The organism is Arthrobacter sp. alpha11c (assembly GCF_054149985.1).
The window spans coordinates 2825653-2850654 of the sequence record NZ_CP196747.1 but is presented as its reverse complement, the minus strand read 5'-3'; the positions used below and the strand labels follow the sequence as shown (position 1 = coordinate 2850654).

23 protein-coding genes and 1 tRNA gene are annotated in these 25002 nt (G+C 61.9%); 13 read left to right on the top strand and 11 right to left on the bottom strand.

Features of this window, described 5'->3' with window-relative positions; genetic code table 11:
• Window positions 1-17 precede the first annotated feature (17 nt).
• The 6 genes from ACTAQJ_RS12875 to ACTAQJ_RS12850 form a co-directional block, all read right to left on the bottom strand.
• The gene (locus ACTAQJ_RS12875) at window positions 18-848 is read right to left on the bottom strand and encodes a DNA-formamidopyrimidine glycosylase family protein (protein WP_498696614.1); all 831 of its coding nucleotides are present in this window, start codon (window positions 846-848) and stop codon (window positions 18-20) included.
• Window positions 841-5748 carry an ATP-dependent helicase gene (locus tag ACTAQJ_RS12870; protein WP_498696613.1) on the bottom strand — a complete coding sequence of 1636 codons (4908 nt, stop codon included), beginning with the start codon at window positions 5746-5748 and terminating at the stop codon, window positions 841-843. The genes ACTAQJ_RS12875 and ACTAQJ_RS12870 overlap by 8 nt, the downstream gene beginning before the upstream one ends.
• Before the next feature lie 55 nt (window positions 5749-5803).
• Window positions 5804-6433 carry a DUF4232 domain-containing protein gene (locus ACTAQJ_RS12865; protein ID WP_498696611.1) on the bottom strand — a complete coding sequence of 210 codons (630 nt, stop codon included), beginning with the start codon at window positions 6431-6433 and terminating at the stop codon, window positions 5804-5806.
• Window positions 6434-6548: 115 nt separating this feature from the next.
• Window positions 6549-7286 (bottom strand): YcnI family copper-binding membrane protein, encoded by a 738-nt coding sequence (locus tag ACTAQJ_RS12860; RefSeq protein ID WP_498696608.1) that lies wholly within the window; start codon window positions 7284-7286, stop codon window positions 6549-6551.
• 100 nt (window positions 7287-7386) lie between these two features.
• Window positions 7387-8004: a hypothetical protein gene (locus ACTAQJ_RS12855; protein ID WP_498696606.1), complete on the bottom strand. Its 618-nt coding sequence runs from the start codon at window positions 8002-8004 to the stop codon at window positions 7387-7389.
• Window positions 8005-8137: 133 nt separating this feature from the next.
• Complete coding sequence (locus tag ACTAQJ_RS12850; protein WP_498696603.1) at window positions 8138-8710, bottom strand: SRPBCC family protein; 573 nt, start codon at window positions 8708-8710, stop codon at window positions 8138-8140.
• Between the two features lie 303 nt (window positions 8711-9013).
• Between ACTAQJ_RS12850 and ACTAQJ_RS12845 the strand changes: the two genes are divergently transcribed.
• Window positions 9014-9514 (top strand): hypothetical protein, encoded by a 501-nt coding sequence (locus ACTAQJ_RS12845; protein ID WP_498696601.1) that lies wholly within the window; start codon window positions 9014-9016, stop codon window positions 9512-9514.
• 3 nt (window positions 9515-9517) lie between these two features.
• Here the strand turns inward: ACTAQJ_RS12845 and ACTAQJ_RS12840 are convergent, their stop codons facing one another.
• Complete coding sequence (locus ACTAQJ_RS12840) at window positions 9518-10009, bottom strand: hypothetical protein (RefSeq protein ID WP_431118281.1); 492 nt, start codon at window positions 10007-10009, stop codon at window positions 9518-9520.
• Between the two features lie 93 nt (window positions 10010-10102).
• On the opposite strand from ACTAQJ_RS12840, the gene ACTAQJ_RS12835 reads away from it, so the two are divergent.
• The 3 genes from ACTAQJ_RS12835 (at window position 10103) to ACTAQJ_RS12825 (ending at window position 12910) form a co-directional block, all read left to right on the top strand.
• The gene (locus tag ACTAQJ_RS12835; protein WP_431118283.1) at window positions 10103-10954 is read left to right on the top strand and encodes a phosphotransferase; all 852 of its coding nucleotides are present in this window, start codon (window positions 10103-10105) and stop codon (window positions 10952-10954) included.
• A 459-nt stretch (window positions 10955-11413) separates the two neighbouring features.
• Entirely contained in the window at window positions 11414-11569 is a 156-nt protein-coding gene (locus ACTAQJ_RS12830) for a hypothetical protein (RefSeq protein WP_498696599.1), read from the top strand.
• Window positions 11570-11629: 60 nt separating this feature from the next.
• Window positions 11630-12910 carry an MFS transporter gene (locus ACTAQJ_RS12825; protein ID WP_431118285.1) on the top strand — a complete coding sequence of 427 codons (1281 nt, stop codon included), beginning with the start codon at window positions 11630-11632 and terminating at the stop codon, window positions 12908-12910.
• A gap of 37 nt (window positions 12911-12947) precedes the next feature.
• Here the strand turns inward: ACTAQJ_RS12825 and ACTAQJ_RS12820 are convergent, their stop codons facing one another.
• Window positions 12948-14531, bottom strand: a complete 1584-nt coding sequence (locus ACTAQJ_RS12820; protein WP_431118286.1) for an ArnT family glycosyltransferase — start codon at window positions 14529-14531, stop codon at window positions 12948-12950.
• A 338-nt stretch (window positions 14532-14869) separates the two neighbouring features.
• On the opposite strand from ACTAQJ_RS12820, the gene ACTAQJ_RS12815 reads away from it, so the two are divergent.
• Complete coding sequence (locus ACTAQJ_RS12815) at window positions 14870-16624, top strand: peptidoglycan D,D-transpeptidase FtsI family protein (protein WP_431118288.1); 1755 nt, start codon at window positions 14870-14872, stop codon at window positions 16622-16624.
• Between the two features lie 266 nt (window positions 16625-16890).
• Here ACTAQJ_RS12815 and ACTAQJ_RS12810 read toward each other — a convergent pair.
• Window positions 16891-16980, bottom strand: a tRNA-Ser gene (locus ACTAQJ_RS12810).
• 138 nt (window positions 16981-17118) lie between these two features.
• Between ACTAQJ_RS12810 and ACTAQJ_RS12805 the strand changes: the two genes are divergently transcribed.
• From ACTAQJ_RS12805 to ACTAQJ_RS12790, 4 genes are read left to right on the top strand one after another with little or no spacing between them, the layout of a single operon-like run.
• Window positions 17119-18120, top strand: coding sequence for a zinc-dependent alcohol dehydrogenase (locus ACTAQJ_RS12805; RefSeq protein WP_498696596.1), 1002 nt, complete (start codon window positions 17119-17121; stop codon window positions 18118-18120).
• A gap of 3 nt (window positions 18121-18123) precedes the next feature.
• Window positions 18124-18522, top strand: coding sequence for a 6-pyruvoyl trahydropterin synthase family protein (locus tag ACTAQJ_RS12800; protein WP_498696594.1), 399 nt, complete (start codon window positions 18124-18126; stop codon window positions 18520-18522).
• Window positions 18523-19530 carry a glycosyltransferase family 4 protein gene (locus ACTAQJ_RS12795; RefSeq protein ID WP_498696592.1) on the top strand — a complete coding sequence of 336 codons (1008 nt, stop codon included), beginning with the start codon at window positions 18523-18525 and terminating at the stop codon, window positions 19528-19530.
• Between the two features lie 4 nt (window positions 19531-19534).
• Window positions 19535-20758: a DNA glycosylase AlkZ-like family protein gene (locus ACTAQJ_RS12790; RefSeq protein ID WP_498696590.1), complete on the top strand. Its 1224-nt coding sequence runs from the start codon at window positions 19535-19537 to the stop codon at window positions 20756-20758.
• Between the two features lie 22 nt (window positions 20759-20780).
• Here ACTAQJ_RS12790 and ACTAQJ_RS12785 read toward each other — a convergent pair whose 3' ends face one another.
• Window positions 20781-21161 (bottom strand): VOC family protein, encoded by a 381-nt coding sequence (locus ACTAQJ_RS12785; RefSeq protein WP_431118296.1) that lies wholly within the window; start codon window positions 21159-21161, stop codon window positions 20781-20783.
• 21 nt (window positions 21162-21182) lie between these two features.
• A complete protein-coding gene (locus ACTAQJ_RS12780) occupies window positions 21183-21719 on the bottom strand; it encodes a nucleoside deaminase (RefSeq protein ID WP_431118297.1) in 537 nt (178 codons plus the stop codon).
• Window positions 21720-21741: 22 nt separating this feature from the next.
• On the opposite strand from ACTAQJ_RS12780, the gene upp reads away from it, so the two are divergent.
• From upp to ACTAQJ_RS12760, 4 genes are read left to right on the top strand one after another with little or no spacing between them, the layout of a single operon-like run.
• A complete protein-coding gene (gene upp / locus ACTAQJ_RS12775; protein WP_498696587.1) occupies window positions 21742-22377 on the top strand; it encodes a uracil phosphoribosyltransferase in 636 nt (211 codons plus the stop codon).
• Window positions 22378-22425: 48 nt separating this feature from the next.
• On the top strand, window positions 22426-22803 hold the full coding sequence (locus tag ACTAQJ_RS12770) for a VOC family protein (protein WP_431118300.1): 378 nt from the start codon (window positions 22426-22428) through the stop codon (window positions 22801-22803).
• A 45-nt stretch (window positions 22804-22848) separates the two neighbouring features.
• On the top strand, window positions 22849-23553 hold the full coding sequence (locus ACTAQJ_RS12765) for an HAD-IA family hydrolase (RefSeq protein WP_498696585.1): 705 nt from the start codon (window positions 22849-22851) through the stop codon (window positions 23551-23553).
• Between the two features lie 51 nt (window positions 23554-23604).
• Window positions 23605-24996 (top strand): pyridoxal phosphate-dependent decarboxylase family protein, encoded by a 1392-nt coding sequence (locus ACTAQJ_RS12760; RefSeq protein ID WP_498696583.1) that lies wholly within the window; start codon window positions 23605-23607, stop codon window positions 24994-24996.
• The last annotated feature ends 6 nt before the right edge of the window (window positions 24997-25002 follow it).

Sequence of the window (25002 nt, the reverse complement as noted above, 5' to 3'; positions counted from 1 at the left end):
GTGAAGGGTTTCGGGTCCTATGGAAGTGGTTGGCATCTGGGACAGAAGTAGATGTCCCGCTCCTCGGTTCCATCCGGCGCTGCGAGGACGTCGCGACGAATAGGCGTTCCGCAGCGCCTGCATGGCTGACGGGCCCTGCCGTAAACCCAGTAGCCGGGCCTCATCGCCCGGGGACCCAAAGTGGTCCGCAGGCCTGGACCCAGATTCTCGCCCAGGAGTCTCTTGGCATCGTTGACGGTCTTGGCCAGTTCCGGTACTGAGCCAACAGACAACGCGGGGTGGATCCCGGAAAGGAAGCACGCTTCGCAGCGGTAGATGTTGCCGATCCCGGCCAGCTTCCGCTGATCGAGCAGGGCATAGCCGATGGGGACGTCAGGTTCAGCTTGGAGCCGGCGGAGGGCTTCTTCTTCATCCCAGTCAGGTCCGAGCAGATCAGGCCCCAGGTGCCCGACGATCCGATCTTCCTCGCCGGTTGGCACCACCTCGAGAATGCCCAGCGAAAACCCGACCGCGTCAACGGAAGCTGTTCGCAACACGCAACGTGCCGTGTGCCCCGGTTTCGTCCAACGACGTCCCGACGGGTAGACCATCCAACTGCCTTCCATCTTGAGATGGGAGTGGATGGTCAGCTCACGGGGTTTCCTGCTCGCGCGGGGTTCCTCGTCCTCAGGTCCCAGCAAGCGCATGAGCAGGTGTTTGCCCCGGGGAACCACCTCGGTCATTGTCCAACCTGCAAGGTTCAGCGTGGCGAAACGCGGCACACGGAAGTCTGAAGCTGTAATGACCTGCCCGGCCAAGGCCGCGTTGAGGCGCGAGGCTGCCCGCCAAATGGAATCTCCCTCAGGCACGGATCCGCAGCCCCTTCGGGGTTGAGTAGGCTCCGGCAGCCGCAAGCGCGGCAGCAATCGGCGTATCCAGGAGGTCGTGACCGTTGACCTTTTCCATGAAAAGCTTGTCCACCGCTCCGCGTCGCACCACGTCCACCAAAGCTTCGGCAGCGACCGTCAGGACGGCGTCGTCATGGCTGAAGGTGAGCAGAGTCTTACCGCCGCGCTCAACGTAAAGGACCAACGCGCCGTCGACCATCACCACCAGAGCGCCGGCCTTCCGTCCGGGGCGGTGTCCGGAACCGGCGTCGGCGGACAGCGCAGGCCAAGGCAACGCTGCGCCGTAAGGGTTGGCAGGGTCCGTGGCTGCGAGTGCCAAAGCCGCGGGTTCTGCCTTGGTGATGCGCGCATCTTCAGTGAAGGAACGGAGCCTGTCCACCGTTGCGGGGACGGCGAATTGGGCCGCTCCCAGGTGCTCGATGAAGTAGCCACGGCGGCAACGCCCTGCTTCTTCGAGTCGGGCCAGGACTTTGTACATGAGCCCGAAACCGCCGATGATGTTTTCTGCCATGACGGACCCCCGGGTGACCACGCCATACCGATCCAGCAGAAGCTCGGCGGTGCCGCGTGCATGGATGGTCGGGTCCAGTTCGGGCGAAGGCAGCGCGGACCAGCGTCCTACGGCCGACGGCGGGGCGGGAGCGGTGCCGGAGACCGAGCCATAGCGCCCACCCGTTAGCCCGGGGGATCCCAGAAGGCCCGTACCGTGGGAGCGGCCCAACCTGCTCATTCTCGGCGCACGGGCGCGAGGTGCCTTGGCGACCTGCCGGTGTGCTGTGCGCCCGCCGGCGATCATGGCGCGCACGGGAGCAAAGGTGTCGCCCGTGACGCGGCCGGCCCACACCAGATCCCAGAGTGCCGAGACCACGGCGTCATCGCTCAACACAGAGTCCATTCCGCCCGCCACTTCAGTGAGTTGGCGGAAGAAGTAACCGCCTCCTGCGCCCAAGTAGTCCAGGAGCCTCTGTTGGGCGTCGCCTGGTTCGAAGTCCGGAGCAGGATTGAGCGTTAGCTCGGCCGAGTCAGCCACGTGGAGGCTGATCCAGCCGTCGTTTCCAGGCAAGGCCCCCGCTCCAGACCACAGCAACTCACCAGCCGCCATGAGTTCGTCCAACATGGCTGGTTTGTAGTCCGCCACGCGGCTCGAGAGCACCAATGGCTCCCATGCGGAAGCGGGGATGGGAACGCCTGAGAGTTGATCGACCGCCGTGATGATGCCATCGAGTCCGCGCAATGCCTGGCTCCGCGATTTCCCCGGTGCCGTCACGTTCTGCCATGCCGGCAGGAACCGCCCATACGCGGCAGTGTCAACGGGCTCAACCTCTGCGCGCAAAGCAGCCAGGGAACGACGCCGGAGCTTCCGCAGGACCTCCGCGTCACACCATTCGCTGGACGGCGGTGCGTCGGCGGACATGAGTTCTGGATTTGCCGCTTCCACGGTGCTGCTCTCCGTCGCCACAGCATGTGGCCGGAACTCACCCTCCACAACACGGCCGTCTGCAGCGAGTCGCTTCAGCGCAGTATTGACGACGGCGACGCCAAGTCCCAGCCTGGATGCAGCCTCGGCCGCCGTGAACGGTCCGTGGGTGCGCGCATACCGTGAGACGAGGTCGCCCAGGGGATCGTGGACCGGCTCAATGAAGGCAAGCGGCACGCCCATGGGCAGGGGAACACCAATGGCGTCGCGTAGCCGGGCCGCATCTTCCACTGCGGCGAAACGCTCGACGCCGCCGATCGTTACCTTCAGCGCCCGATTGGCTTTCTGGAGCGCGGCAAGGTGTGAGCCCGCGTCCGGCCCTTCTTCAAGACGCTCCGTCACTTCCTCGACGCTGAGTGGACCAAGGAGCCGGAGGAGGTCAGCGACACCTTCCATTCCGCGCACGCGACGATCCGGCACCAGACGCTGCAGCTCGCGTTCCGTGGCATCGATGACTGCGGCGTCAAGAAGCTCGCGCAGTTCCACCCTGCCCAGAAGCTCATTGAGCAGCGTGGAATCCAAGGCGAGGGCTGCTGCCCGACGCTCCGCCAACGGGGAATCGCCTTCGTAGAGGAACTGAGCTACATAGCCAAACAGCAGGGACTTCGCGAAAGGTGACGGCTGCTGGGTGGTGGTCTCCACAATTCGCAGTTCGCGGCGCTCGACTGATGCCGCGATGTCTTTGAGGGCGGGCAGATCGTAAACATCCTGCAAGCATTCCCGGACGGTTTCGAGCACGATGGGGAAGGACGGGTACTTCCGGGCGACATCCAGTAATTGGGCAGAGCGTTGACGTTGCTGCCACAGGGGTTGGCGCTTGGCGGGGTTTTGGCGGGGCAGCAGCAGGGCGCGGGCCGCGCACTCACGGAACCGGGAAGCGAACAACGCGCTGCCCCCAACCTCGGCGGTGACGATCTGTTCGAGTTCTTCGGGATCGAACAGGAACAACTCAGCACCGGGTGGCTCGTCCTCCATCATGGGGACACGAAGAACGATGCCGTCATCGGCGGCCATGGCTGAACCATCCAAGCCGTAGCGCTGCTGAAGGCGTTGTCCAACGGCCAAAGCCCACGGCGCGTGAACAGGCATGCCGAAGGGGCTGTGGAGAACAACACGCCAGTCCCCGAGCTCGTCGTGGAAACGTTCCACAACCAATGTTCGATCGCTGGGAACGATGTTTGTGGCTTGCTTCTGTTCTTCCAGATACTGCAGCAGGTTGCCGGCGGCAAAGGCATCGAGCCCACTCGCTTGGCAGCGCTCCATGGCTGGCGCGGGGTCGGCCGCGGAGAGTTCGCGGATGAAGGCTCCCAGAGCGCGGCCGAGATCCACCGGACGGCCGAGCGAATCGCCCTTCCAGAAGGGGAGCTTTCCCGGCTGGCCGAAAGCGGGGGAGACCAAAACGCGGTCGTGGGTGATGTCTTCGATTTTCCAACTGGTGGCTCCGAGGGCAAAGATATCGCCTACCCGCGATTCGTAAACCATTTCTTCGTCGAGTTCACCAACGCGGCGTCCACCTTTCGCGGCACGGGCGGAGGCGCTGGGACCTTCACCATCGGCGTTGGCAGAGGATGCGGATCCCTCAACTTCCGTGCCGATGATGTACACGCCGAAGAGGCCTCTGTCCGGAATGGTGCCACCCGACGTAACAGCAAGTCGCTGTGCCCCTGGCCTGCCCTCGATGGTGCCTGCATGGCGGTCCCAGATAATGCGTGGCCGAAGTTCTGCAAATTCGTCGGACGGATAGCGTCCGGCAAGAAGATCCAGTGTGGCCTCAAATGCAGACCGGGGCAGGCTGGCAAACGGCGCCGACCGACGGACAGTGCTGAACCATTCCTCGACGTCGATGCTGCCGAGGGCCGTGGCGGCCACGGTTTGCTGGGCAAGGATGTCCAAAGGATTTGTGGGGATGCTGAGGCGCTCGATTTGGCCGCTTAGCATCCGTTCCACTGTGACGGTGGTGTGCAGGAGGTCAGCCCGGTGCTTGGGGAACAACACGCCCTCGGAGATCTCGCCCACTTGGTGGCCGGCACGCCCTACACGCTGCAGGCCGCTGGCTACCGAGGGCGGCGACTCTACCTGGATGACCAGGTCCACAGCTCCCATATCGATGCCAAGTTCCAGTGACGAGGTGGCAACGACGCAGCGCAATCTGCCTGACTTCAGGTCATCCTCGATCATGGCCCGCTGGTCCTTGGAGACCGAACCGTGGTGGGCGCGCGCCAAGACAGGATCTGCGCCGCTCGTGCTGCCGGCCTGGGCCATCATATGGGCCGGCGTCGCCGTGGACATGGGAGCGCCCGCTGACTTGGTGGCCGGCCCGGTGCCCCAGCTTCCCGAATCCTCTGCATTGTCCGGAGCGCCCCACTCTCCTCCGGCCGCGGCCAGCATTTGCCGTTCGGCATGGATCTCGTTCAATCGGGCTGTCAGCCGTTCGGCCAAGCGGCGTGAGTTGGCGAAGACGATTGTGGACTGCTTGGAAAGGACAAGATCGACAATCTGTTCCTCAACATGGGGCCAGATGGATGCTTGGGGTTGAAGCCCGGAAGCAGGGCCGGAGTCAAAGGCGCCCGCAGCCCCTTGGAGGTCCGACATGTCCTCCACAGGCACAGTGACTGTGAGATTCCAGTTCTTCTTGGACGGCGGAGCCACAATTTCCACAGGGGCTTGGCCCGCCAGGAACTGGGCCACAAGCTCACGCGGCTGCACCGTAGCAGAGAGGCCGATCCGCTGGGCCGGCTTCGGTAGAAGAGCATCCAGCCTTTCCAGGGACACCGCAAGATGGGCGCCCCGCTTGGTCCCAGCAACAGCGTGAACTTCGTCGATGATGATGGTGTCGACTTCGCTCAGCGTTTCCCGGGCGCGGGACGTCAGCATCAAGAACAGGGACTCCGGCGTGGTGATCAGGATGTCCGGCGGGTTCGATAACAGCGAGCGGCGATCTGCCGCCGTCGTGTCTCCGGAACGGACGCCGACAGTAACCAGAGGTGCCGGGAGCCCCAATCGCTTGGCGGTTTGCGTTATTCCGATAAGCGGTGAGCGAAGATTCCGCTCCACGTCCACGCCCAGTGCTTTGAGCGGCGATATATAGAGGACTCGGGTCTTGGTCTTGGGACGTTTCGCGCGGCCCTTCCCGTCGGGGACGGACTCCAATCCGGGCAACGTATCCGACGGCGTGGAATGCAACCTATCCAAGGCCCAAAGGAAGGCGGCAAGAGTCTTGCCGGAACCAGTGGGAGCCACCACCAGGGCATGGGAGCCCGAAGAGATAGCGTTCCACGCACCATCCTGGGCGGGAGTGGGCGCAGAAAAAGCGCCGAGGAACCATTCCCTGGTTGCCTGGCTGAAACGGCCTATGGCGCCGATGGACGCCTGCTGCTCCTGCATTCCTCCATCATGCCCCACGGCTCAGACAGAATAAGCCCGAGCCGTGGGCTGATGGTTAGACAGCCTGGAAGGCAGTGATGGTCAGGAGTTTGATGCCGGTGTTGCTGCAGGCATCGTGTTGCTCAGCGACGAACAGTGACGCTGTGTCATTAGGCGGGTAGATGCGGTAACCCGCCGCCGGAACCTTGGTGCAATCGCCATAGTTTCCGGCCTGGGTGTAGCGCAGTTCAGCCCACGCCGATTTGCCCGGGGCAAGCTCGATCTTGGTGACGGGGGTGGTGGTTTCACGGGTAGCGGGCTCGCCGATCGGGGCACCGTTGGCGTCGGCCGTCAGGGAAACGCCGGCGAAACCTTCCAACGTGCAAGGCGTGGTTCCGGAGTTCGTCAGGATCAATTTTTCGTAGATGCTTCCGGCAGCGCCGCCGCCAGTGGAATCGGTGGCGGCAGTCAGCGAATCGGCCTTGCATTGACCTTCGGCGGCAGGTGCTGCGGAGGTGACCGTTCCGGACGGCGAAGGCGAGTTGCTCTCGCTGGGGGAGGCCGACGTCGGAGATGCGGAAGATGAGGTGGGCGGGGCACTGCTGCTTCCCGCGGGGCTTGGGCTTGGCCCGCAAGCAGCAAGGAGCAGCAGCGAAGCTGCGGCCGTCGTCGTCACAAGTCCGGTTTTGATGCGCTGAGTCCACATGGGCACCAGCCTTGCGCCGGGTGTGACGGGAGTCAATTGAGCCACGGCAAGGCAAGGGGATTGGCGTCCGGATCGTAATCTTTCCGGACGCCAATCCGCTACAGGTTCACCGAAGTTACTTGGCGTCGACCTTGGCTGCTGCTGTCTTTGCTGACCGGCCGCGGAAGAATGCGGCGCCGCCCAAGGCCAAACCAGCGATACCGGCGATAAGGCCCGCCCAGCTGCGGGCCTGTGATCCGTCGTCGGTTACCGACGACGCCTGCTCCGTGGACACCGTGCCCGCTGCGTGGTGGTCACCTTCGGCTTCGGCAGGCGTGATGGTGACGGACGGTGCCGGGGCTTTGAGTTCGTGCTCGTCCTGTCCCTCCTTCGGGATCTCCGACCAGTCAGTCTGGCCCTGCTCGCAGGTCTGCAGCGTCGGGAAATAGAGCGTCTTGCCGGCGGCGTCGGGCAGCTTGACCGAGAGAACCAAAGCATCACGAAGATGCGGGTCCAGCGGGGCCTTGGCTGTGTAGACGATCTGGCTCGTCCGCTTGGTGATGGTGGTGCCATCGGCCAGCTTCTTCGGCTCGGCCAAGGTCTCCGTCACCTTCTCGACCGTCCAGTTTGGGTTGACCGTGGGCTGGGCATCGGTCAGTTCCTCGGGCAACGAGATAGCGACTTTTGTTGTGCCGAACGTGTCGCAGCCGTGGGGGATGCCGAACGTCAACAGTGCGTACGAGTTCGCAGCGGTCTTGTTCGGATCGGCCGATACGTGTGCGGATGCTCCGGCGAGGCCGGCCATCATCAGGACAGCGGTTCCGCCAGCGGCGGCAGTCGCGGACAGGGTACGGCGGAGGGTGGACTTCTTCATGGGATTGCCTTTCGGGGGCGCCGGAGTCGGCGCCGGGTACGGGTTTGTGGCCCGTCACCAAAGGCGTCTGCTGAGTGCGTTGCGCTGGTGCCGGGCGGAATCAGGGAAGAACGACGACGGCGGGCGGGCCGCGGCGGCTGTCTTGCCTCAGGTTCCGCCAAGGGCGGGGCAGGAAAACGTCCGGTGTGCTGACGGCGATAGGGGAGGCGCCGGCGTCGGGCCTGAACAGCAGGGTGGGCAGCGCAACCAAAGGGCGCAGCCATGCCGCCAACTGCCACAGGGCGTCCTCGCCCCTGGCCAGGATCACAGCAGAGCAGATCGTCGCCAGGATGTGGCCAGCGAACATCGCAGTGCCCAAAGTTGTGCCCAACTCATGCAGGTGGGGCGTCGCTGTGTAGAGCAAGGGATTCAGAGATTCGGCAGCGTGGTGCGAGTTCCCTGGAGCTGTTGCCGTTACTGGGCTCAAAGCCGTGAAGGCTTCGTGGAGCGCGAGCTGGCTGGTTCCAAGCAAGGCCGTCATGGCGGTGAAGTTGAGCTTGAAGCGCGTGGCCAGCGTTGCGGCCAATCCTGTCAATGCGACAAGTGCCAACAGGACCGGGACAGCGGGAAGTTCCCCGCCGCCGATCACGTGAGCCCCGGATGCTAGCAGCACGATAACGAGCGAGATCGCGCCGGACCGCAACGCATGGAAGGGGGCCCGGGGCTGCAATGAGCGCACGGATTCCTCCCTCGATGGACTGGCTGGATGCTGTCTGTTGTCAGCGTCTTGATTCTATCGGGAGTTCGGAGCCGGACTGGCCTCGGATGGGTGCGTATGTGGATACCTTGCGCGCAGGTGGGATGTTGGCTGCTTAAAGCGCTGAGAGTCGACTGCTCGTGCGGACAAAGGTTGGTCCTGGTGGCTCCGGTATGCGGCTGAGGTCCGCACCGGGCCGACGACGGCGGAGCTCAAGTTTCAGGCTTTCCTCGCCACGCGCCATAGCCCAGTGGTGGTTGGCGGAGAACGCGGGCTTCAGGAGCCAGCTCAGCTTTCGCAGGAGTGGCTTCGCTGTGCTGACCCGCCAGTCGTAGGTGATGACGACTTCCGGGCCGTCGGTTTCGAAAGTCCAGCGGCCCGTGCCGTTGAGGTCGCCCTCGGCCTTGAGCGCAAAGCCGTGCAGGGTAATGGGTTCGGTAACGGTGAGCCGCCAACGCAGGGTGTAGGGGAGCCATCCCTTGGTGTGGAGATCGAACGAGGCACCCACGCCCTCCGCGTTGCCTTGCGCCACGGGTGTCACCTTGAGGTACACCGAGGGCCACCACTGCTTGAGGGTGCCCGCGTTACCGAGGACATCCACCACTTCCTCGCGCGTTCCGGCCACTCTCCAGACCGTAAGGAACTCGTAGTCGGTGCTTTTGCTGGTTCGTTGCATTGACCTGGCCATTGATGCCTCCGCTGCTAATCGTACCGAGACGTTGGTCCCGGCGCCTTAGCTTTCGGGAGTGGCCCGTTCTCGCTTGTGGTGAGCTCGCTTCTGATGCTCACAACGGCGACTCGCGGTGGCAGATTGAGAATGCCGTTCTTGCCGACACTAGGCTTGACGACTGTGTATATAGGTCATTTCGCCGCAGCTGCGGTCATTCTCGCAGTGGCGCCAGAAACGCCCGCCTTACCCATCGCCGTGGCAGTCGCGTGGCCAGACATTGTTTGGCCTGCATTGGTTTTCGCTGGCAAAGAATCGGTGAAAGTGGACCGCAACAATCCGCTGCAATCCCGCGTCAAATTCACTTCCTACCCTTACTCGCATTCGCTGGTCCTCGGTGGTGCGCTCAGCATTGTGCCCGCACTGCTGGCCGGGCTGATCTACCAGAGTGTCCTAGTGGGTGTCCTCTTTTGGGTCGGAGTCCTGTCTCACTGGCTTCTGGATGCGGTGGTCCACCTCCGGGACCTTCCAGTTCTTGGCTGGGGTCGGAATGATCGCCGCGTTGGCTTTGGTCTGTGGGCCCGCCCCCGACTGGCGTTCGTCCTGGAGTATGCGTTCTTCGCCGTAACAGTTCTCTTGGTGGCTCCTCCCTCGATGTTCGTGGGTCTGCTTGGCGGAGGACTGCTGCTTCATTTGTTCAATATCAACTCGTTCTTCGGCTTTACCAGGAAGAACCCAGTGGGCACGCCGAAACGCTTCGCTTTGCTGGCACTGGTCGGCTACGTCATCGCGATCATCTGGTTCACGATGTCCTGGCAAACCTAAACCTCATCCGCCGGTTTTCAGCAGATCCTTCATGTCGAAAAGTGCTTCGAGTGGGGCGGCTGTGTCCGTGAGCGGTGTGACCGGGCCACCGCCGCAATCTTCAATTCGCTGAGAGTATCGCTCCTGCTCGCCTTCCCGGACGATAACCTTCGATGCAGTGCCGCCCGCGCAACCAGGCTTTGGGGCGGTGATGTCCTTAGTCCGCTCAGGCAGGCTGCGGGCAAGTTCGATCACGTCTGTCCACGTCTCTGCGGGCATGGCAGCAGTTTCCTGACGAAGCACGTCGCCGTAGGAATCGACCGTGATGCTGGCTTCCTTGACAGAGGCCTTGATGACGTAGCTGCGATGGTATTCGGGCGGGACGGAACTGTCGCGGAATCTGTACTCGACAGTGGTTTCCGATGGATTCAGGTGGAGGCTGCTGGGGACGGCGCAAGCCGTGAGCATTCCCAGCCAAAACACGGCAATAGTCGTTAACGCGATACGACGACGCATGAATCCCCCTGTGGCGGCCCGATGTGCCACCAGCCTAGCGGGACTGGGATAACACGCAGGTGAACGTGCGGACCGAGACGTTAGTCTTCTGGAATGGAATCCTGGCACGGTAACCGGCTGAGTGCGAGCCAGGCCGGACTTGTAGAAAGCTGGCTGCCAGGTGTTCGCCTCCTCAAGGACCTCTCCTGGAATCTCATTGATACGGCGGTCCTTGAGGTAGCGGACGAGCACTGCAAATACATAGTCAAAGCCGCGGGGCCGTTGAATCACCACATAGGACGTGAGATACAAGCTCACGAGTCCTCAGTGAATGTGTGGGCTCGGCAGAACCGTGCTCCTAAGCTCGTTCAATCGGACCGTTCCATGAATATCTTGATGACCGAGCATCTCGAAGGCTCCCTCGTGGAGGGCACCGAAGCTGAATATGACACGGAAACGTATCAGCAAGCCGGGCGTCTAATGCGTGCGTTTCACGAGCAAGCCGAGCAGACTGACCCAGACTATGAGGCGGCAGCCGCTTCCAAAACGTTGTCTTGGCTGAGCACGCCCCATCGCATCGAAAGCTCTAACGTTGAGAAAGTCCAGGCGATACTCGGCGCATATCAGCCGAAGCCTGTGGTGCTCGTCCCGACCCACGGTGACTGGCAACCACGCAACTGGCTAATGGACCGCACCGAGCTGAGGATCATCGACTTTGGCCGCTACGACTTCAGGCCAGCCGCCACTGACTTCTGTCGCCTGGCTGTGCAGCAATGGCGCTCCCATCCTCATTTGGAGACTGCCTTTTTTGAGGGGTACGGTTCAGATCCCAGAGACGGCGAGGTTTGGAATGTTGCGCTGCTGCGCGAAGCTGTCGCCACCGCTGCGTGGGCGTACCAGGCCGGCGACCAACGGTTTGAGGAACAGGGCCACCGAATGCTTCGTGATGCGCTGGCCAACTTCTAGATGAGCTCAGTCGCTGGCTGGGAGAACGGCGCATCATCGATTCGGCTTCCGGCCGTGAGGCAACTTACGGGCCCACCCGGACTTTTCAATGGCCGCCAGGCCGGCCGCAACTGCTAGATCGACATCGTCGACGCTAGCGCCGTGGAAGGTTGCGAAGACCTTGGACGTGGCGCGATCGACGGACTCGATAAGCAGCCCGGAACCGCGGGTCCAGACCAGTAACGGCATGGGATTTCACGATGCCCGCGCTGCTCTGCATTGTCATTCCGACGATCTACCAAATTTGTTTGGCCATTCGGGCCTACCGCGAGTCTTTTCAGGCCCTGTCCTGCTGTCGTGAGACCGCCGAATGTGAACTACATCACACCAAAGAATAAAGCGCTAAGATACTTTGGATTAAGTCAATTAGTTCTTGACCTTTAACCACTAAGGGGATAGAAATAGAAATGACGCAGTGCCATGATCTTCACCACATCCGGCACCTCGCCAGCCCCACACTTGTGGGGCAGGGTTATGGGCGAAGTGCGCTTGTCGTTGGTGTACGAAGTAGCTGCCTGGCCGAGCCTGCAATCCGGGAGGTTCGTCCATGGCACTGGCCTGTTGAACCGCCGGTGACCGGCGGATGCCCCGCTTCGACACTGGATTCGAAGCCCTCACAACCTTAAGGATGTCCCGATGGACATGAAGACCGAACTCAAGAAGCAGGAAGAGACGAGACCAAATTGGTGGGTACTCTTCCTCACTTGTGCGGCTGTAGTGCTCGATGGTTACGACACGGTCGCGCTGGGCGTATCCATACCGACAATTGCGAAAGACTGGGAGGTTCAACCCTCGTTCTTCACTCCTGCCCTCTCGCTGACCAGCGCCGGAGTGGCCTTGGGATATCTCGCTGTTGGACGCCTCGTGGCAAACCTGGGCACAAGGAACGTCATCTTTTCTGCCGTTGTGGTCTTCACTCTTGGTTCACTGATGACAGCGTGGTCGACTTCGATTGTGGAACTCACGATTCTGCGGTTCATAACGGGCCTAGGGCTGGGTGCCGTTCTTCCTGCCGCCGTATCCCATGCAACCGCAGTTAATCCTGCACGTTTGCGGCAATCCATCGCTGTGGTCGTAATGACAGGCATCTCTTTCGGGGCACTCATTGCAGGGCTTACCGGCAGCGCTATCGTGGGGGCTTTTGGGTGGGAATGGGTGTTCATTTTGGGTGCTATCGCCTCCGGTATTCTTCTGCCATTCTTGTGGTTCGGGCTGTCAGGTAGCCAGACGCCAGACACGCTCGACAAAGCGCTCGAAGCTAAGCACCATGCCTCGGTTGCGCGCCTGTTCGATGCCTCCGTTCGAAGCAGAACTCTTCTCCTATGGGCCTTTTCCTTTCTCATATTCGCCGTGTTCTACGTGTTCTCGTCGTGGTTGCCGACCCTGCTCACCAGCTACGGCTTCAGTGCCGGTCTAGCACCACTGGGGTCAGCGGCTCTAGGCATCGGAAGCATCGTGGGTGCTGGCGTGCTAATCCTCGGATCACGTCGATTCCGGATGACGTCCGTGCTGGCTGGAACCACGTCAGTAGCCATTTTGTTTCTTGTTACTTCTGCGTTTCTCGGCCCCGACAAAACTCTGCTGCTGCTCGTCTTTGGTGGAGTCGGCCTGGGACTCCAGGCTGGGATGATCGGCGCTACCGCGCTGGCAGTCACACTGTATCCGCAAGCAACAGTGACCGCCGGCGTCGGGTGGGCAGCTTCGCTGGGGCGACTCGGATCCGTGGTTGGACCGATCTTCGGCGGGATCCTTATTGGATTCGGCGTAGATACCAGCTTCATCGTTCTTTCAGTGTGCGTGCCTGTGATGATTGCGCTTGGGTTGGTCTTGGTTGTGGGGCGTATCTCTGCAGCAAGAGCCGCCACTACTCCGAGGCCAACGCAGCCGGAGAAATCGTCCCTCACTTCGCCTGGGTAGGCGCATCCTGCAATGCTGCGTTGCAAAAATCCTTCCTCTACCGGTAGCCGCCATTTATGGGTGGGAGAATCGTCCCTCCGTCGACTGCGGCGTCCAGCTTAGTTCGGTCCAGCTTCCAAACGACCGTCTCACCTGAAGTGGGTCCGGTAAAAATGAAAACCGGCTGAGCATTGCCCTCCAGCCAGTCCAGGAGTTCAGGAGCCGCGAAGCCGTAGCCCTCGCTCAGCGGCCTTCCCTGAGTCAGAACGTACTCGGCGCCAGCGTTCCTTAACGACTGCAACGAGGGCAAAACCTCCCAACCTTCGTGTGGCATTAGTGCGAATTCACCGGTTACCGACGTCAACCCCACCTTGGAAGATCCGGGCAGTTCGGCGTTCATCCAATCTCGTGCGCGGACAAGCCCGTCGTCCACGACCGACCTTGCCTGTATGCCCAAACCGAGACTGAGAACTGCCACGACTGCCACGGCGGCAGTTGTGATCCTGCGAAGTCGGGGTCGCCACGAAACCAACATCGCCAGAGCCACCGGCGTTGAAACCAGGGCTGCAAGAACAACGCAGTATCCAAATTGTTCTTCTGCCGCCCCAAAGAACACTGAATAGATGCCCACGAAACCTGTGAAAAGCGAAAACAAGCCAATGACGCGCCGATTCGTCACCTGTGAGGTGGCGGCCACGGTACCGGCGAGAATCGATAGCCCCAGGAGCAGATAACTGGTGCCGAACCGGCCAGCCATGTCTATAAGCCGTTCTGTCAGGTTCACACCCGGAACTGAATTGAAGCCGGTCATTTGAACGGCTCCCATCATTCTTAGAACGCCCACCGACTTTTGTTCGATGAACTGCGGAAGCAGGCCGTTTGCTGCGATCACGCCTAGATAGATCAAATAGGGCACGGCGGAAACGACGAGGATTCGCAGAGCTGTAAGCAGTGGAACGGTTTTACGCCAGAACGTCGCGGCCACGAGCGGGACGACAGTGAACACAGCAGTCATGTCTTTGGTGACGATTGCCAGCCCGAAGACCAACCCGGCGCTGAGTTCAAGCCACAAGCGTGTGCGGTCCCACTTGCGGTCTATCAGGTGAAGGACGAGTAGCCATCCCGACAGTACAGCCAGGCCAGCTGGAGTCTCCATCATCAAGCGCCCGTCCATGCGGAGGACAAAGGGATCACTGGCCTGTATGACGGCAGCCACCGCAGCTGGTCCTACTCCGACCAGACGGCGCACCAACAGAAAGCAGACAACCACCGTCAATGCTCCGAGGACCGTGTTGACCCAGCGCAATTGCAAAGCCAGGTCCATGGGGTGGCCCTCAAGACCGAGCACGCGTATTACGAGCGCGTTCAGAGCGTACGAGGCCGGGGGATGAAGGAAAAAGGGGTTGCCGAGAATTGATGGCATTTTCCCATCAGCAATTTCTCTGGCCAGGTCCGCGTAGGTAACTTCGTCGATAAATACATCGTTTGCCCGCTGAACGCCGAACACCCGGAACGCCAGGGCCAGCAATCCGACAGACAACGCGATCCACCAAGGATTTCGAAGCGCCGAGGAAGACATGCTGGCCGGCTTCCGCACTCGAAAATGTGGCGGAGATGCTTCGGCTTGATCCAGCGGGTTCATGACGCTCCTCAGAGTTGTTGATGCGCTACATGCACGATTTTCAAAGGTAATTGATTTTTCTCGATTCAAACAATTGAGCTTTCGCTCGCTACTGCTGAATGGCAAGGGTCAATTAAGCATTTAGTCTCGGTTTGATTAATTCTTTAGATTTTCGCGTCACGAAATGGAAGTTAGGTTTAGCGTCCATACTTCCCGCTTCAGACAGGGCGGATCACGGCGATCTGCATCATGTTTGGGGGAGTGCGGACACCTAATGGATAGCGGTGGCCCTTCCGCGCTGGCCAAATACAAGGACGTCCTAAAGTGAATAGTCGGTACCAGCAATTTCTTCCGCCCGAGTGAACGCGAAAAGAGGGCGTCAACGGCTCCGCATCGGCATGGGGGTCATGTTGGTGTTCCTGTTGGTCATTGCCGGGCGGGTCATTGTTGTCCAAGGTTTAGACCCCAACGGACTGGCAGAGGCAGGTGACGCTTTGCGAACGCAGTCATCCGTATTGGGCGCATCCCGAGGAAAGATCCTGGATGCTTCTGGTGTGGTGCTGGCCGAGAGCATTGTTCGTTACGACATCATCGGATCGCCCCGGGAAAATGCCGCCAATCTCTCGTTTCCTCGACAGACAGCCGACGGCACCATCGCCGACATTGACCGGGACACCGGCCTTCGTGATGTGGCAGAAGCCCTGGGCCGCTCCGACGAAGACATCAGGACGGCCATGAAGGGTGACAGCCAATTTGCATTCCTCGCACGGTCAGTCTCCTCGGCAGTAGAGGCCACGATTGCCGAACTTCGCGTTCCCGGAGTCAAGTCCCGTCCCGTCCAGCAGCGCACGTATCCTCTCGGGCCTGTTGGCGGCAGCATCGTTGGCTACGTCAATGATGAAGGAGGAGCCGCCGGCATCGAGCAAACGTTGAACGAGAAGCTGAAAGGCTTCGATGGGGAACGGACCTTTCAGATCGGTGCGGACGGAATCATCATTCCAACAGCCACGAACAGAATTACGCCGGCTGTGGACGGGGCGACGGTGAAGCTGACAATCGATGGCGAACTCCAGTTTTACGCGCAGCAGTCCATTGAGAAACAGGTCCAGGCTCAACGTGCAGAGTACGGCAACATCGTGGTGGTCGAGTCAAAGACAGGCAAGATCCGTGCCATGGCGGAAACCGGCACGGTCGATCCCAATGTTCCCGGGGCGACGCCACCTGGCGACCGGGGTGCAAGGTCAGTCACGGCGGCGATCGAACCAGGATCAACAGAAAAGGCAATCACCGCAGCGGCCGCCATCCAGGAAGGAAAGATTGAGCCGTTGTCCCAGCTCCTTGTCCCGCCGACGTATACCGTGAATGGCCAGACCTTCCAGGATTCTTTCGTGCACGAAACGCAGCAGCGCACGTTCGCTGGCATCATCGGCGATTCCATGAACACTGGGACTGTCATGGTTGGCGAGAAGCTGTCGCGCGAGCAGCGGTATGACTACCTGCGGAAATTCGGTATTGGCGAGAAATCAGGCATACCACTGCCTGGCGAATCACCTGGTCTGCTGGCTCAACCCGATACGTGGGATTCCCGCCAGGAGTTCTCTGTTCTCTTTGGGCAGGGGGTTGCGCAGACGCCGCTGCAGACGACAATGGCGTTCCAGGCGATCGCCAACGACGGAGTGAAGCTACAACCCCGGCTCGTCGAATCCATCATCGATCAGGCAGGCATCGAGCATGCTGAGACACCTGCGTCGGGAACCGAAGTCATCAGTAAGGACACCGCCCACCAGGTGCGGGACATTCTTGAAAGTGTTGTCACCGCCGGCGGCGCCAAGGACGTGAAGGTTCCTGGCTACCGCGTCGGAGGCAAGACAGGAACAGCGGAAGCGGTTGCCGAGAGCGGGGCCGGCTTTGATGGTTTCACGGCATCATTTGTGGGTATGGCGCCCATGGACGACCCGCAATACGTTGTGATGGTCAATGTTCAGCGCCCGAAGGGAAATATCTACGGCATTAGTGAAGCTGGCGTGTTCAACGACGTCATGGCCCGGGTCCTGGCGAAGTACCACGTGCCTCCATCGACAACGCCGTCCGTGAGCCTGGCGCAAAAATACTAGACCCAGCCCGCAGAACCAACGGAGGAACGATGTGGCTGCGGATATAGAAGAAGCCCGCCGATGGGGGACCGACGGGCTTCCATTTCCAACGCTATTCGGGTGGCTTGCCAACATCAACTTGAACAACTCGCCAAAGTCCCCGCGCGGCGCCCTTGGGTCGAGGAAGAGCCGGTGTTGGGCTCCCAATTCCTTGCCAGGGGCCCAGCCCGACCAAAGCAAAAGGCCCCGCATCCCTCATAAACAAAGGGAAGCAGGGCCTTTCAACGTGGCGGTGACGGTGGGATTTGAACCCACGTTGGCTTTTACACCAAACAACATTTCGAGTGTTGCACCTTCGGCCGCTCGGACACGTCACCAACTGAAATAGGGTACCGGAGTTGGGGCCCGTTCCCCAAAACGAGCCGCAAACGAGCCAACCACCAACCACCCGGGAAACGCCGACAACCCACACCAACTTCCGCCCGCACCGGCCCAGCGATAGATTCATAAGCATCATGACTATCTCGCACGAACAAGAACACGAGGCCCAGGCCTATTGGGTCACTGAGTCGGGACACGGTGAGTTGCGCCCGGAGGCCATACCAACGCCAGGCCCCAACGAAGCCCTCGTCAGGACCCTGTACTCAGGCGTCAGCCGCGGCACGGAGCGCGTAGTCCATGAAGGGCGCGTCCCAGAGCGTGTCGCTGATTTGATGCATGCCCCGCATCAGGAAGGCGACTTCCCCGGCCCGGTCAAGTACGGCTACCTGTCCGTCGGCGTCGTAGAACAAGGCCCGGATAACTGGATCGGCAAAACCGTCTTCAGCCTGCATCCGCACCAGGATTTCTATGTTGTCCCGACGAACCAGCTCACAGCCGTACCGGAAGACGTGCCTGCCCGCCGTGCCGTGCTCACGGGCATCGTCGAGGTGGCCATCAATGCCCTCTGGGAAGCGGGGCCGAGGCTGGGAGACCGCGTCGCCGTCGTCGGTGGTGGCCTGGTGGGCGGCGTCCTGGCGACCATTCTCCGAAAGTATCCGCTGGGCCGGCTGCAACTCGTGGATGCAGACACGGACAAGAGAAATCTCGCCGAAAAACTCAACATCCCCTTCGCGCTCCCGGACGAAGCAGAGAATGATTGCGACATCGTTTTCCACTGCTCGGCATCCAACGCGGGACTCAAACTGAGCCTCCAACTTGCTGGCGACGATTCCGACGTAATTGAGCTTTCGTGGTTCGCTGACAAGGAAGTCACCCTGCCGCTGGGCGAGGATTTCCACGCGCGCAGGCTCACGATCCGCTCCAGCCAGGTGGGGGCCGTGGCGCTGCCGAGGAGGCACAGAAGAACCAACGCCCAGCGCCTCCAACTCGCTGCAGCAACCCTGAAAGATCCGGTGTTCGACACGTTCCTGAGCAGCGAATGCCAGTTTCAGAATCTGCCCACCACACTCGTTAAGTTGTTTGAAAAGCCAGGCGGCTTCTGCCACGTGGTCGCCTATCCAAAGCCGGAGGAATAAGACATGTTCAGCCTGACCGTCCGACGCCACTTCATGATCGCCCACAGCCTGCCCCGCGAGGCGTTCGGCCCGGCGCAGGGCCTCCACGGTGCCACGCTCGTCGCCGAGGTGACCTTCCGCCGCCCGGACCTCAACGAGGACGCCATCGTCCTGGACATCGGCGCTGCGGGCGGCATTCTTGAGGAAATTCTTGAAGACCTGAACTACAAGAACCTCGACGAACACCCTGCGTTCAAGGGCAAGTTGTCCACCACGGAGGCGCTGGCGAAGCACATCGCCGACGCCGTGGCCACCCGGATCCAAAAGACAGAGGATGGACCAGCCCTCAGCGGCATCGACGTCGTCCTTCGTGAGAATCCTGATGCGTGGGCAGGATATTCACTGGAGCTCCCGGTTAAGTAAGTGCGCATCCGCTTCCTGGTGCCGGGAAACGTCCGCCACGGCTCCGGCGGCAACAAGTACAACGCCAAACTCGCCGAGCACCTGACCGCCCTGGGCGTCCGGGTAGAGACAGTCATCGTCGACGGCGATTGGCCGGTGGGAAGTGCGGCGGACCGGCAGCGGTTTGCTGAAATGCTCGACGGCGGCACCACTGTGATTGCCGACGGTTTGGTTGCGAGTGGGGTCCCGGATGAAATGGCGGGCGCGGTGAATGCAGGAACCAAAGTGTGGATCCTTTCCCACATGGCGCTCGCCGATCACCCGGACCTTGAAGCCCGGGCCCTGGCCGCAGCCTCAGGTGTTATCTGCCCGAGCGCCCATGCGGCTGCCGCACTGGAAAAAAGGCATGGCCTCAAAAACGTTGTGGTCGCCCATCCCGGAGTTGAAGCGGCTGAAATAGGAAAGGGCTCGGAACCCCCGCACATTATCGCCCTCGCCGCGTTGCTGCCCAACAAGAGCCAAACGGAACTGGTGGAAGCCCTCGCCACGCTAAAGGACCTGCCATGGACGGCCGCCCTGATCGGCACAGACCAACCTGACCCGGCGTACGCGGCAGAGGTGAGGGCCGCCGTCGAGCGTCATGGGCTCCAAGACCGCATCACTATCACGGGTGAGTTGGCCGGCGAGCCGTTGGAGGATCAGTGGCGCAAAGCCGATCTCAGCGTCCTCATCTCGAAGTCCGAGGCGTTCGGGCTGGTGGTAACGGAGTCATTGGCCCATGGCGTCCCGGTTGTTGTCCGGGAGGGGACCGGTGCCGTGGAAGCCCTCGGAAACACAGGAGCGGGGACGGCCCTTGATCTCACACAGCCCAACAACCTTGCCAGCATCTTCCGGAGATGGCTCAGTGACCAAGAGCTCCAACAGAGCTGGCGCACTGCAGCACTCCAGGCCCGGGCCAACCTTCCAGGGTGGGACACCACAGCAGCAACGGTTCTGAAAGCCCTCGGCAGCGGCGAGGGTGCAGAATAGGGCCATGACGCCCACAGTCCAGACCATTCCGGCCGCAACAACCCTCACCCCGGAGCGCCTCCGGGCCTGGGCCTGGCACAAACAGGGCCTCGACGGGTCACTCGCAGGAAAGACGTCCGAGGAAGTCCTGGACCACGCCGGATGGGCACGCTCGGTGGGCGGCGCCAATCCGTACCTCACCCTGTTCGCGAGGGCGGGAATCAGCCGCGAACAGGCGGACCGGGACGTCAAAGAACTCAAAATCCACGAACTCCCCACCGCCCGTGGCTGCACCTACGTACTGGGCCGGGCCGACTTCGCCTGGGGTCTGCAGATCGGCCGCGACGCAGCCGTTGCACCCTTCAAGGTACTCGCCAGACTCGGCGTGGAGCGCAGCGAGATCACTCTTCTCGAGGACCAAGTAGAGCACGCCGTCCAGGAGTCCAGCGATCCCCTGGACCCCAAACAGCTCAAGGACCAACTGGGCGAATCCGTGCGGAGCCTCGGGGAAGAAGGCAAGAAGAAGGGTGCAGCCACCACCCTGCCAACGGCCCTGGGCCTGCTCCAAGCCGACGGCCGCATCCGCCGGGTCCCCATCAACGGCCGCCTCGACCAGCAGCGTTACGCCTACACCAAGTGGGGCCTTGCCCCCAGCAAAATCGACGACGACGGCGCGCGCCGCCTCCTGCTCGAACGGTACTTGCGCTGGACTGGCGGAGCGACTCTCAAGCAGAGCCAGTGGTTCACCGCGTTCACCGTAGCCCAGACCAAAGCGGCGCTCGCCGGCGTCGGGGCAGTAGAAGTGCCCACAGCAAACGGTGACGTGCTGTGGATGCTGCCGGACGACGTCGAACGCTTGGCCGACTTCCAAGAACCCGGCGACGAGCAGATCCAGTTGCTTGCAGGCACTGATTCACTGGTCCTCCACAGGCGGAATTCGGCTGACATGTTCGCTGAGGAGGACAAAGGAAAGAAGGTCCTGGACACCACCCTGGCGCTTCAGGCCGACCTCCCGGATCACCCGATTCTGGACCGGGGCAGGATCATCGGCCTGTGGCAGTACGATCCCGGCAAAGAACGCATCGCGGCCTGGACGTTCGCCAAACCCACTGGAGCAGTCAGCAAGCGGATCGCCGAAATTGAAGCATGGATCCGCGATGAACTTGGCGACTTCAGGTCGTTCAGCCTGGACTCACCGGCGTCGCGCCAGCTACGGATCGACGCCCTCAACGCGGCCTCTGGTCTGTAACGCACTCAGCCCGAGAAGGCGCTCAGCCGGAACCATACGGCCGGGTGATTGCTTCAAGGAAGTGCCCGTCCGGGTCGCAGAAGTAGATCCCGCGGCCGCCGTCGTTGTGGTTGATCTGCTGTGCGCGGGAGCGTGCGGGGTCGGCCCAGTAGGGGACGTGTTCGGCGGTGATCCGCAGGAAGATCGCATCGAACTCCTCCTCGCTGACCAGGAACGCGTAGTGCTGGGGCGCGATGGTTCCTGGGGCCTCGAGGAAATCCAGGGTGACGCCGTTTTCCAAGGAAACAGTAACGAAGGACCACATGGGCTGTGGCGCGGGAAGCCCAAGGATGCGGGCCAGAAACGCAGCGGACGCGTGCTTGTCCTTGGCGTAGACGATGGTGTGGTTGAAAGCGATGGCCATGATTGGCTCCTTACATAGAGCTCAGGCGGGTGAGCGGTGCTCCGCTGCCGGTACCCGGTGTGTAGCGAAGAAGTCCCGGAGGAGCGTTGCGCATTCTTCCTCACGCACGCCTGCGTAGACCTCCACCCAGTGGTTGAGCCGGCGCTCGCGGAGGATATCGAACACGGAACCTGCCGCCCCGGCTTTCTCATCCCACGCGCCGAACACGACGCGGGGAATCCGTGCCAGGACAATTGCCCCGGCGCACATGGCACACGGTTCGAGGGTTACCACCAAGGTGCAGTCCTCGAGGCGCCATCCATCGCCGCCTTCACCCAATTCGAGGGCGTGGCGTTGCAGGGCAGCCGCGGCTTCACGGATAGCGACGATCTCTGCGTGGGCGGTCGGGTCCCCGTGCGCTTCCCGTTCGTTGCGTCCAGAACCCAGCACGCCGCCGTCGGGCCCTAGAACAACCGCGCCGATCGGCACGTCGTCCGTTTCCATGGCCAACCGGGCCTCGTCCAGGGCGAGGCCCATCCAGGCCAGGTGTTCAGCGTGATACGGCTCGGTGGCGCTCATGTCTCAATGATAGTTTTGGACGATGCGCACACTCGTCGTGGACCACCCGCTGGTCGCTCACAAGCTCACCGTTCTGCGGGACAAGAACACCCCTTCACCGGTCTTCCGGCAGCTCACTGAAGAACTCGTCACTCTCTTGGCCTATGAGGCCACCCGTGAGGTTAAGACGCAGCCAGTCGAGATCGAGACCCCTGTCACCAAGACCATTGGCACGGCGTTCACCAAGCCGACGCCGTTGGTGGTTCCCATCCTGCGCGCTGGCCTGGGCATGCTTGAGGGCATGACCAAACTGGTTCCCACCGCCGAGGTGGGCTTCCTGGGCATGGCCCGCGACGAAGAAACACTGGACATCATCACCTACGCGGAGCGCCTCCCCGAGAACCTCATCGGACGTCAGATCTTCGTTCTGGACCCCATGCTTGCCACCGGCGGCACCCTGCGCGAAGCCATCAAGTTCCTCTTCAAGCGCGGCGCCTCGGACGTTACTTGCATCTGCCTGCTGGCGGCTCCGGAAGGCCTCGCCAAGTTGGAGGAGGAGTTGCAGGACGCCAACGTGAAGGTTGTCCTCGCTTCGATTGACGAGAAGCTCAATGAGAAGTCGTACATCGTTCCGGGCTTGGGCGACGCCGGTGACCGCCTCTACGGCGTGGCGGGCTAATCCTCACGCCTCTACCGCTTTCCGGTGCGCCCCGTTAGCCTGTGGCGCATGGACTGGAAACTTGAACTGGTGTTTGTCCCTGTGTCCGACGTGGATCGCGCGAAGGACTTTTACGTCAACAAAGTTGGTTTCAACGCCGATTTCGATGAGCGTCCCATGGACGGCATCCGCTTTGTGCAGTTGACCCCGCCGGGTTCGGCTTGTTCCATCGCGATCGGCGAGGGCCTCAGCGATGCCCCTCCCGGAACGGCGCCATCCCTTCAAATAGTGGTGAGCGACATCAACAAAGCTCACGAGCAACTCAAGGCCAACGGCGTCGAGGTCAGCGATATCGATGTCCAGGACTGGGGACACTTCGTCCATTTTGCGGACCCGGACGGCAATAAGTGGGCTGTGCAGTACATTCCGCACCGGCCCAACGGCTAAGTCACAGTTCGCCGCGACCCCTGCATGGTGCGGCAGGATGGAGCCATGAGCCATCCTGCCGAGCCAACCTCGTCTTCCGCGCAAGCCCAGCGATCGCCAGCCCTGACCGTCCGTGCTGTCCTGTTCGACATGGACGGAACACTGGTTGATTCCACGGCGATAGTCGAGCAGGTATGGCTGGAGTTCGCCGAACGATACGGCCTCGATTACAACGAGATCCTGCGGACGTCCCACGGGGTGCAAGCGGGCGATACTGTGCGCCGTTACGCTCCGGCCGACGCTGATTTTGAAGCCCTGACTGCCGAGCTTGGCGAGATGGAACGCACGCGAACCGACGGCGTGATTGCCCTCCCGGGCGCCGAAGCGCTGCTCGCCGCCCTGCCGGACGACGCCATCGCGCTCGTCACCTCCGCGGACCGCATCCTTGCCGACATCCGGATGAAGGCTGCCGGACTCTCCATGCCATCCACTACCGTCACGGCCGAAGGCGTTACGCGAGGCAAGCCGCACCCCGAGGGGTACCTCAAAGCCGCAGCGTTGCTGGGCGCGGAACCGGCCGACGTCGTGGTTTTTGAGGACGCTCCGGCAGGTATCGCAGCCGCCCGCGCCGCCGGGATGCGAACCGTGGTGGTCGGCGACGCCGGAGGGGAGCTTGAGCCGGGCATGTGGCGTATCCCGGACTACTCCGCCGTGACGGTCACGGCCGTGAAAGACGACGACGGCGGTCACCTCATCACCCTCACGCTCTAGCACTGTTCGCCTCCGCTGTTCCGACCGGTGAAGCGGGAGTAGGCTGTGCGCATGTCTGCGTTGCCGGAGGCGTACGGTGCTGCATTGGAGCGGGCCATGGCGCACGCTACGGATTGGCTTGCGTCGGTGCCCAGCCGTTCTGTCCGGCCCACATCCGACGCCGACCAGGTCGCCTCGACCCTTCTTTCGATCCTTCCCGATGAAGCAACGGATGCTGCTGACGTAGTAGATGAGCTCGCCGCATTGGCTGAGCCCGGGTTGATGGCAATCCAGTCCGGACGCTTCTACGGCTGGGTCATGGGCGGAACGTTGCCCGCTGCCATGGCCGCAGATTGGCTTGTCTCGGCATGGGACCAAAACGCCGGACTCAGGTTTGCGACTCCCGCGGCCGCTGCGATCGAAGAATCTGCCGCGGCATGGCTCCTGGAGTTACTGGATCTTCCGCGAGGGTCCGACGTCGGGTTCACCACTGGCGCTACAACGGCCAACTTCGCGGGCCTGGCCGCCGGGCGCCAATACCTCATGGACGAGGCAGGATGGGACCTGGCGGACCTTGGCCTGACCGGGGCGCCGCTCATCACAACGTTTGCCGGCCGGGAACGGCACGCAGCCGTGGATCTTGCCCTGCGCTATCTGGGGCTGGGAGCCTGCGTTCCTGTGGACACGGACGATCAAGGCAGGATCCTGCCGGACGCCCTCGCGGATGCCATGGATGAACAACCTGGACCTTCCCTCGTGTGCCTGCAGGCCGGCAACCTGCATTCCGGAGCGTTCGATCCGATGTCCGAAGCCATCACAGTAGCCCATGACCGCGAGGCCTGGGTGCATGTGGATGGCGCATTTGGGTTGTGGGCGGCGGTCAGCCCGAACCTGCGCGGGCGGCTGGCCGGAGTAGAGGCGGCCGATTCGTGGGCCACCGATGCCCACAAAACATTGAACGTCCCGTACGACTGTGGCTTGGCCATCGTGTCCCGGCCGGAAGCTCTGAGACGGGCCTTCAGCATCCATACGAGCTACCTCATTGCAACGGAGACCGGACTGGGCGATCCGTTCGACAAAGTTCCGGAACTGTCCCGCCGAGCCCGGGGCATCCCGGTGTGGGCTGCCCTCCGACAGTTGGGCCGGTCCGGAGTCATTGCCATGGTGGACAGGCTTGCGGCTAACGCCCGCGCGTTGGCGGAGGGCCTGGCGGAGATCCCGGGTGTGGAGATCCTGAACGACGTCGTTTTCACCCAAGTATCGGTCTCCTTCGGCAGTGATGACCGCACGCACCGGGTGACTCAGCGGCTCATGGCCGAAGGGATCGTGTGGATGTCGGGTTCCTCATGGCGAGGACGTGACATCCTCCGGATTTCGGTGAGCAACTGGTCCACCGACGCAGGTGACGTCGCTGCCTCCATCGCAGCCGTTAGAGGTGCGGCAGAGGCCGAACCGGAAGCATAGGGCCGT

Bases quoted from the DNA above. Each gene is read 5' to 3' on its own strand.
- ACTAQJ_RS12870 (WP_498696613.1), bottom strand. From the start codon at position 5,748: ATGCAGGAGCAGCAGGCGTCCATCGGCGCCATAGGCCGTTTCAGCCAG.
- ACTAQJ_RS12865 (WP_498696611.1), bottom strand. From the start codon at position 6,433: ATGTGGACTCAGCGCATCAAAACCGGACTTGTGACGACGACGGCCGCA.
- ACTAQJ_RS12860 (WP_498696608.1), bottom strand. From the start codon at position 7,286: ATGAAGAAGTCCACCCTCCGCCGTACCCTGTCCGCGACTGCCGCCGCT.
- ACTAQJ_RS12850 (WP_498696603.1), bottom strand. From the start codon at position 8,710: ATGGCCAGGTCAATGCAACGAACCAGCAAAAGCACCGACTACGAGTTC.
- ACTAQJ_RS12840 (WP_431118281.1), bottom strand. From the start codon at position 10,009: ATGCGTCGTCGTATCGCGTTAACGACTATTGCCGTGTTTTGGCTGGGA.
- ACTAQJ_RS12835 (WP_431118283.1), top strand. From the start codon at position 10,103: ATGGAATCCTGGCACGGTAACCGGCTGAGTGCGAGCCAGGCCGGACTT.
- ACTAQJ_RS12830 (WP_498696599.1), top strand. From the start codon at position 11,414: ATGATCTTCACCACATCCGGCACCTCGCCAGCCCCACACTTGTGGGGC.
- ACTAQJ_RS12825 (WP_431118285.1), top strand. From the start codon at position 11,630: ATGGACATGAAGACCGAACTCAAGAAGCAGGAAGAGACGAGACCAAAT.
- ACTAQJ_RS12820 (WP_431118286.1), bottom strand. From the start codon at position 14,531: ATGAACCCGCTGGATCAAGCCGAAGCATCTCCGCCACATTTTCGAGTG.
- ACTAQJ_RS12805 (WP_498696596.1), top strand. From the start codon at position 17,119: ATGACTATCTCGCACGAACAAGAACACGAGGCCCAGGCCTATTGGGTC.
- ACTAQJ_RS12800 (WP_498696594.1), top strand. From the start codon at position 18,124: ATGTTCAGCCTGACCGTCCGACGCCACTTCATGATCGCCCACAGCCTG.
- ACTAQJ_RS12790 (WP_498696590.1), top strand. From the start codon at position 19,535: ATGACGCCCACAGTCCAGACCATTCCGGCCGCAACAACCCTCACCCCG.
- ACTAQJ_RS12785 (WP_431118296.1), bottom strand. From the start codon at position 21,161: ATGGCCATCGCTTTCAACCACACCATCGTCTACGCCAAGGACAAGCAC.
- ACTAQJ_RS12780 (WP_431118297.1), bottom strand. From the start codon at position 21,719: ATGAGCGCCACCGAGCCGTATCACGCTGAACACCTGGCCTGGATGGGC.
- upp (WP_498696587.1), top strand. From the start codon at position 21,742: ATGCGCACACTCGTCGTGGACCACCCGCTGGTCGCTCACAAGCTCACC.
- ACTAQJ_RS12770 (WP_431118300.1), top strand. From the start codon at position 22,426: ATGGACTGGAAACTTGAACTGGTGTTTGTCCCTGTGTCCGACGTGGAT.
- ACTAQJ_RS12765 (WP_498696585.1), top strand. From the start codon at position 22,849: ATGAGCCATCCTGCCGAGCCAACCTCGTCTTCCGCGCAAGCCCAGCGA.
- ACTAQJ_RS12760 (WP_498696583.1), top strand. From the start codon at position 23,605: ATGTCTGCGTTGCCGGAGGCGTACGGTGCTGCATTGGAGCGGGCCATG.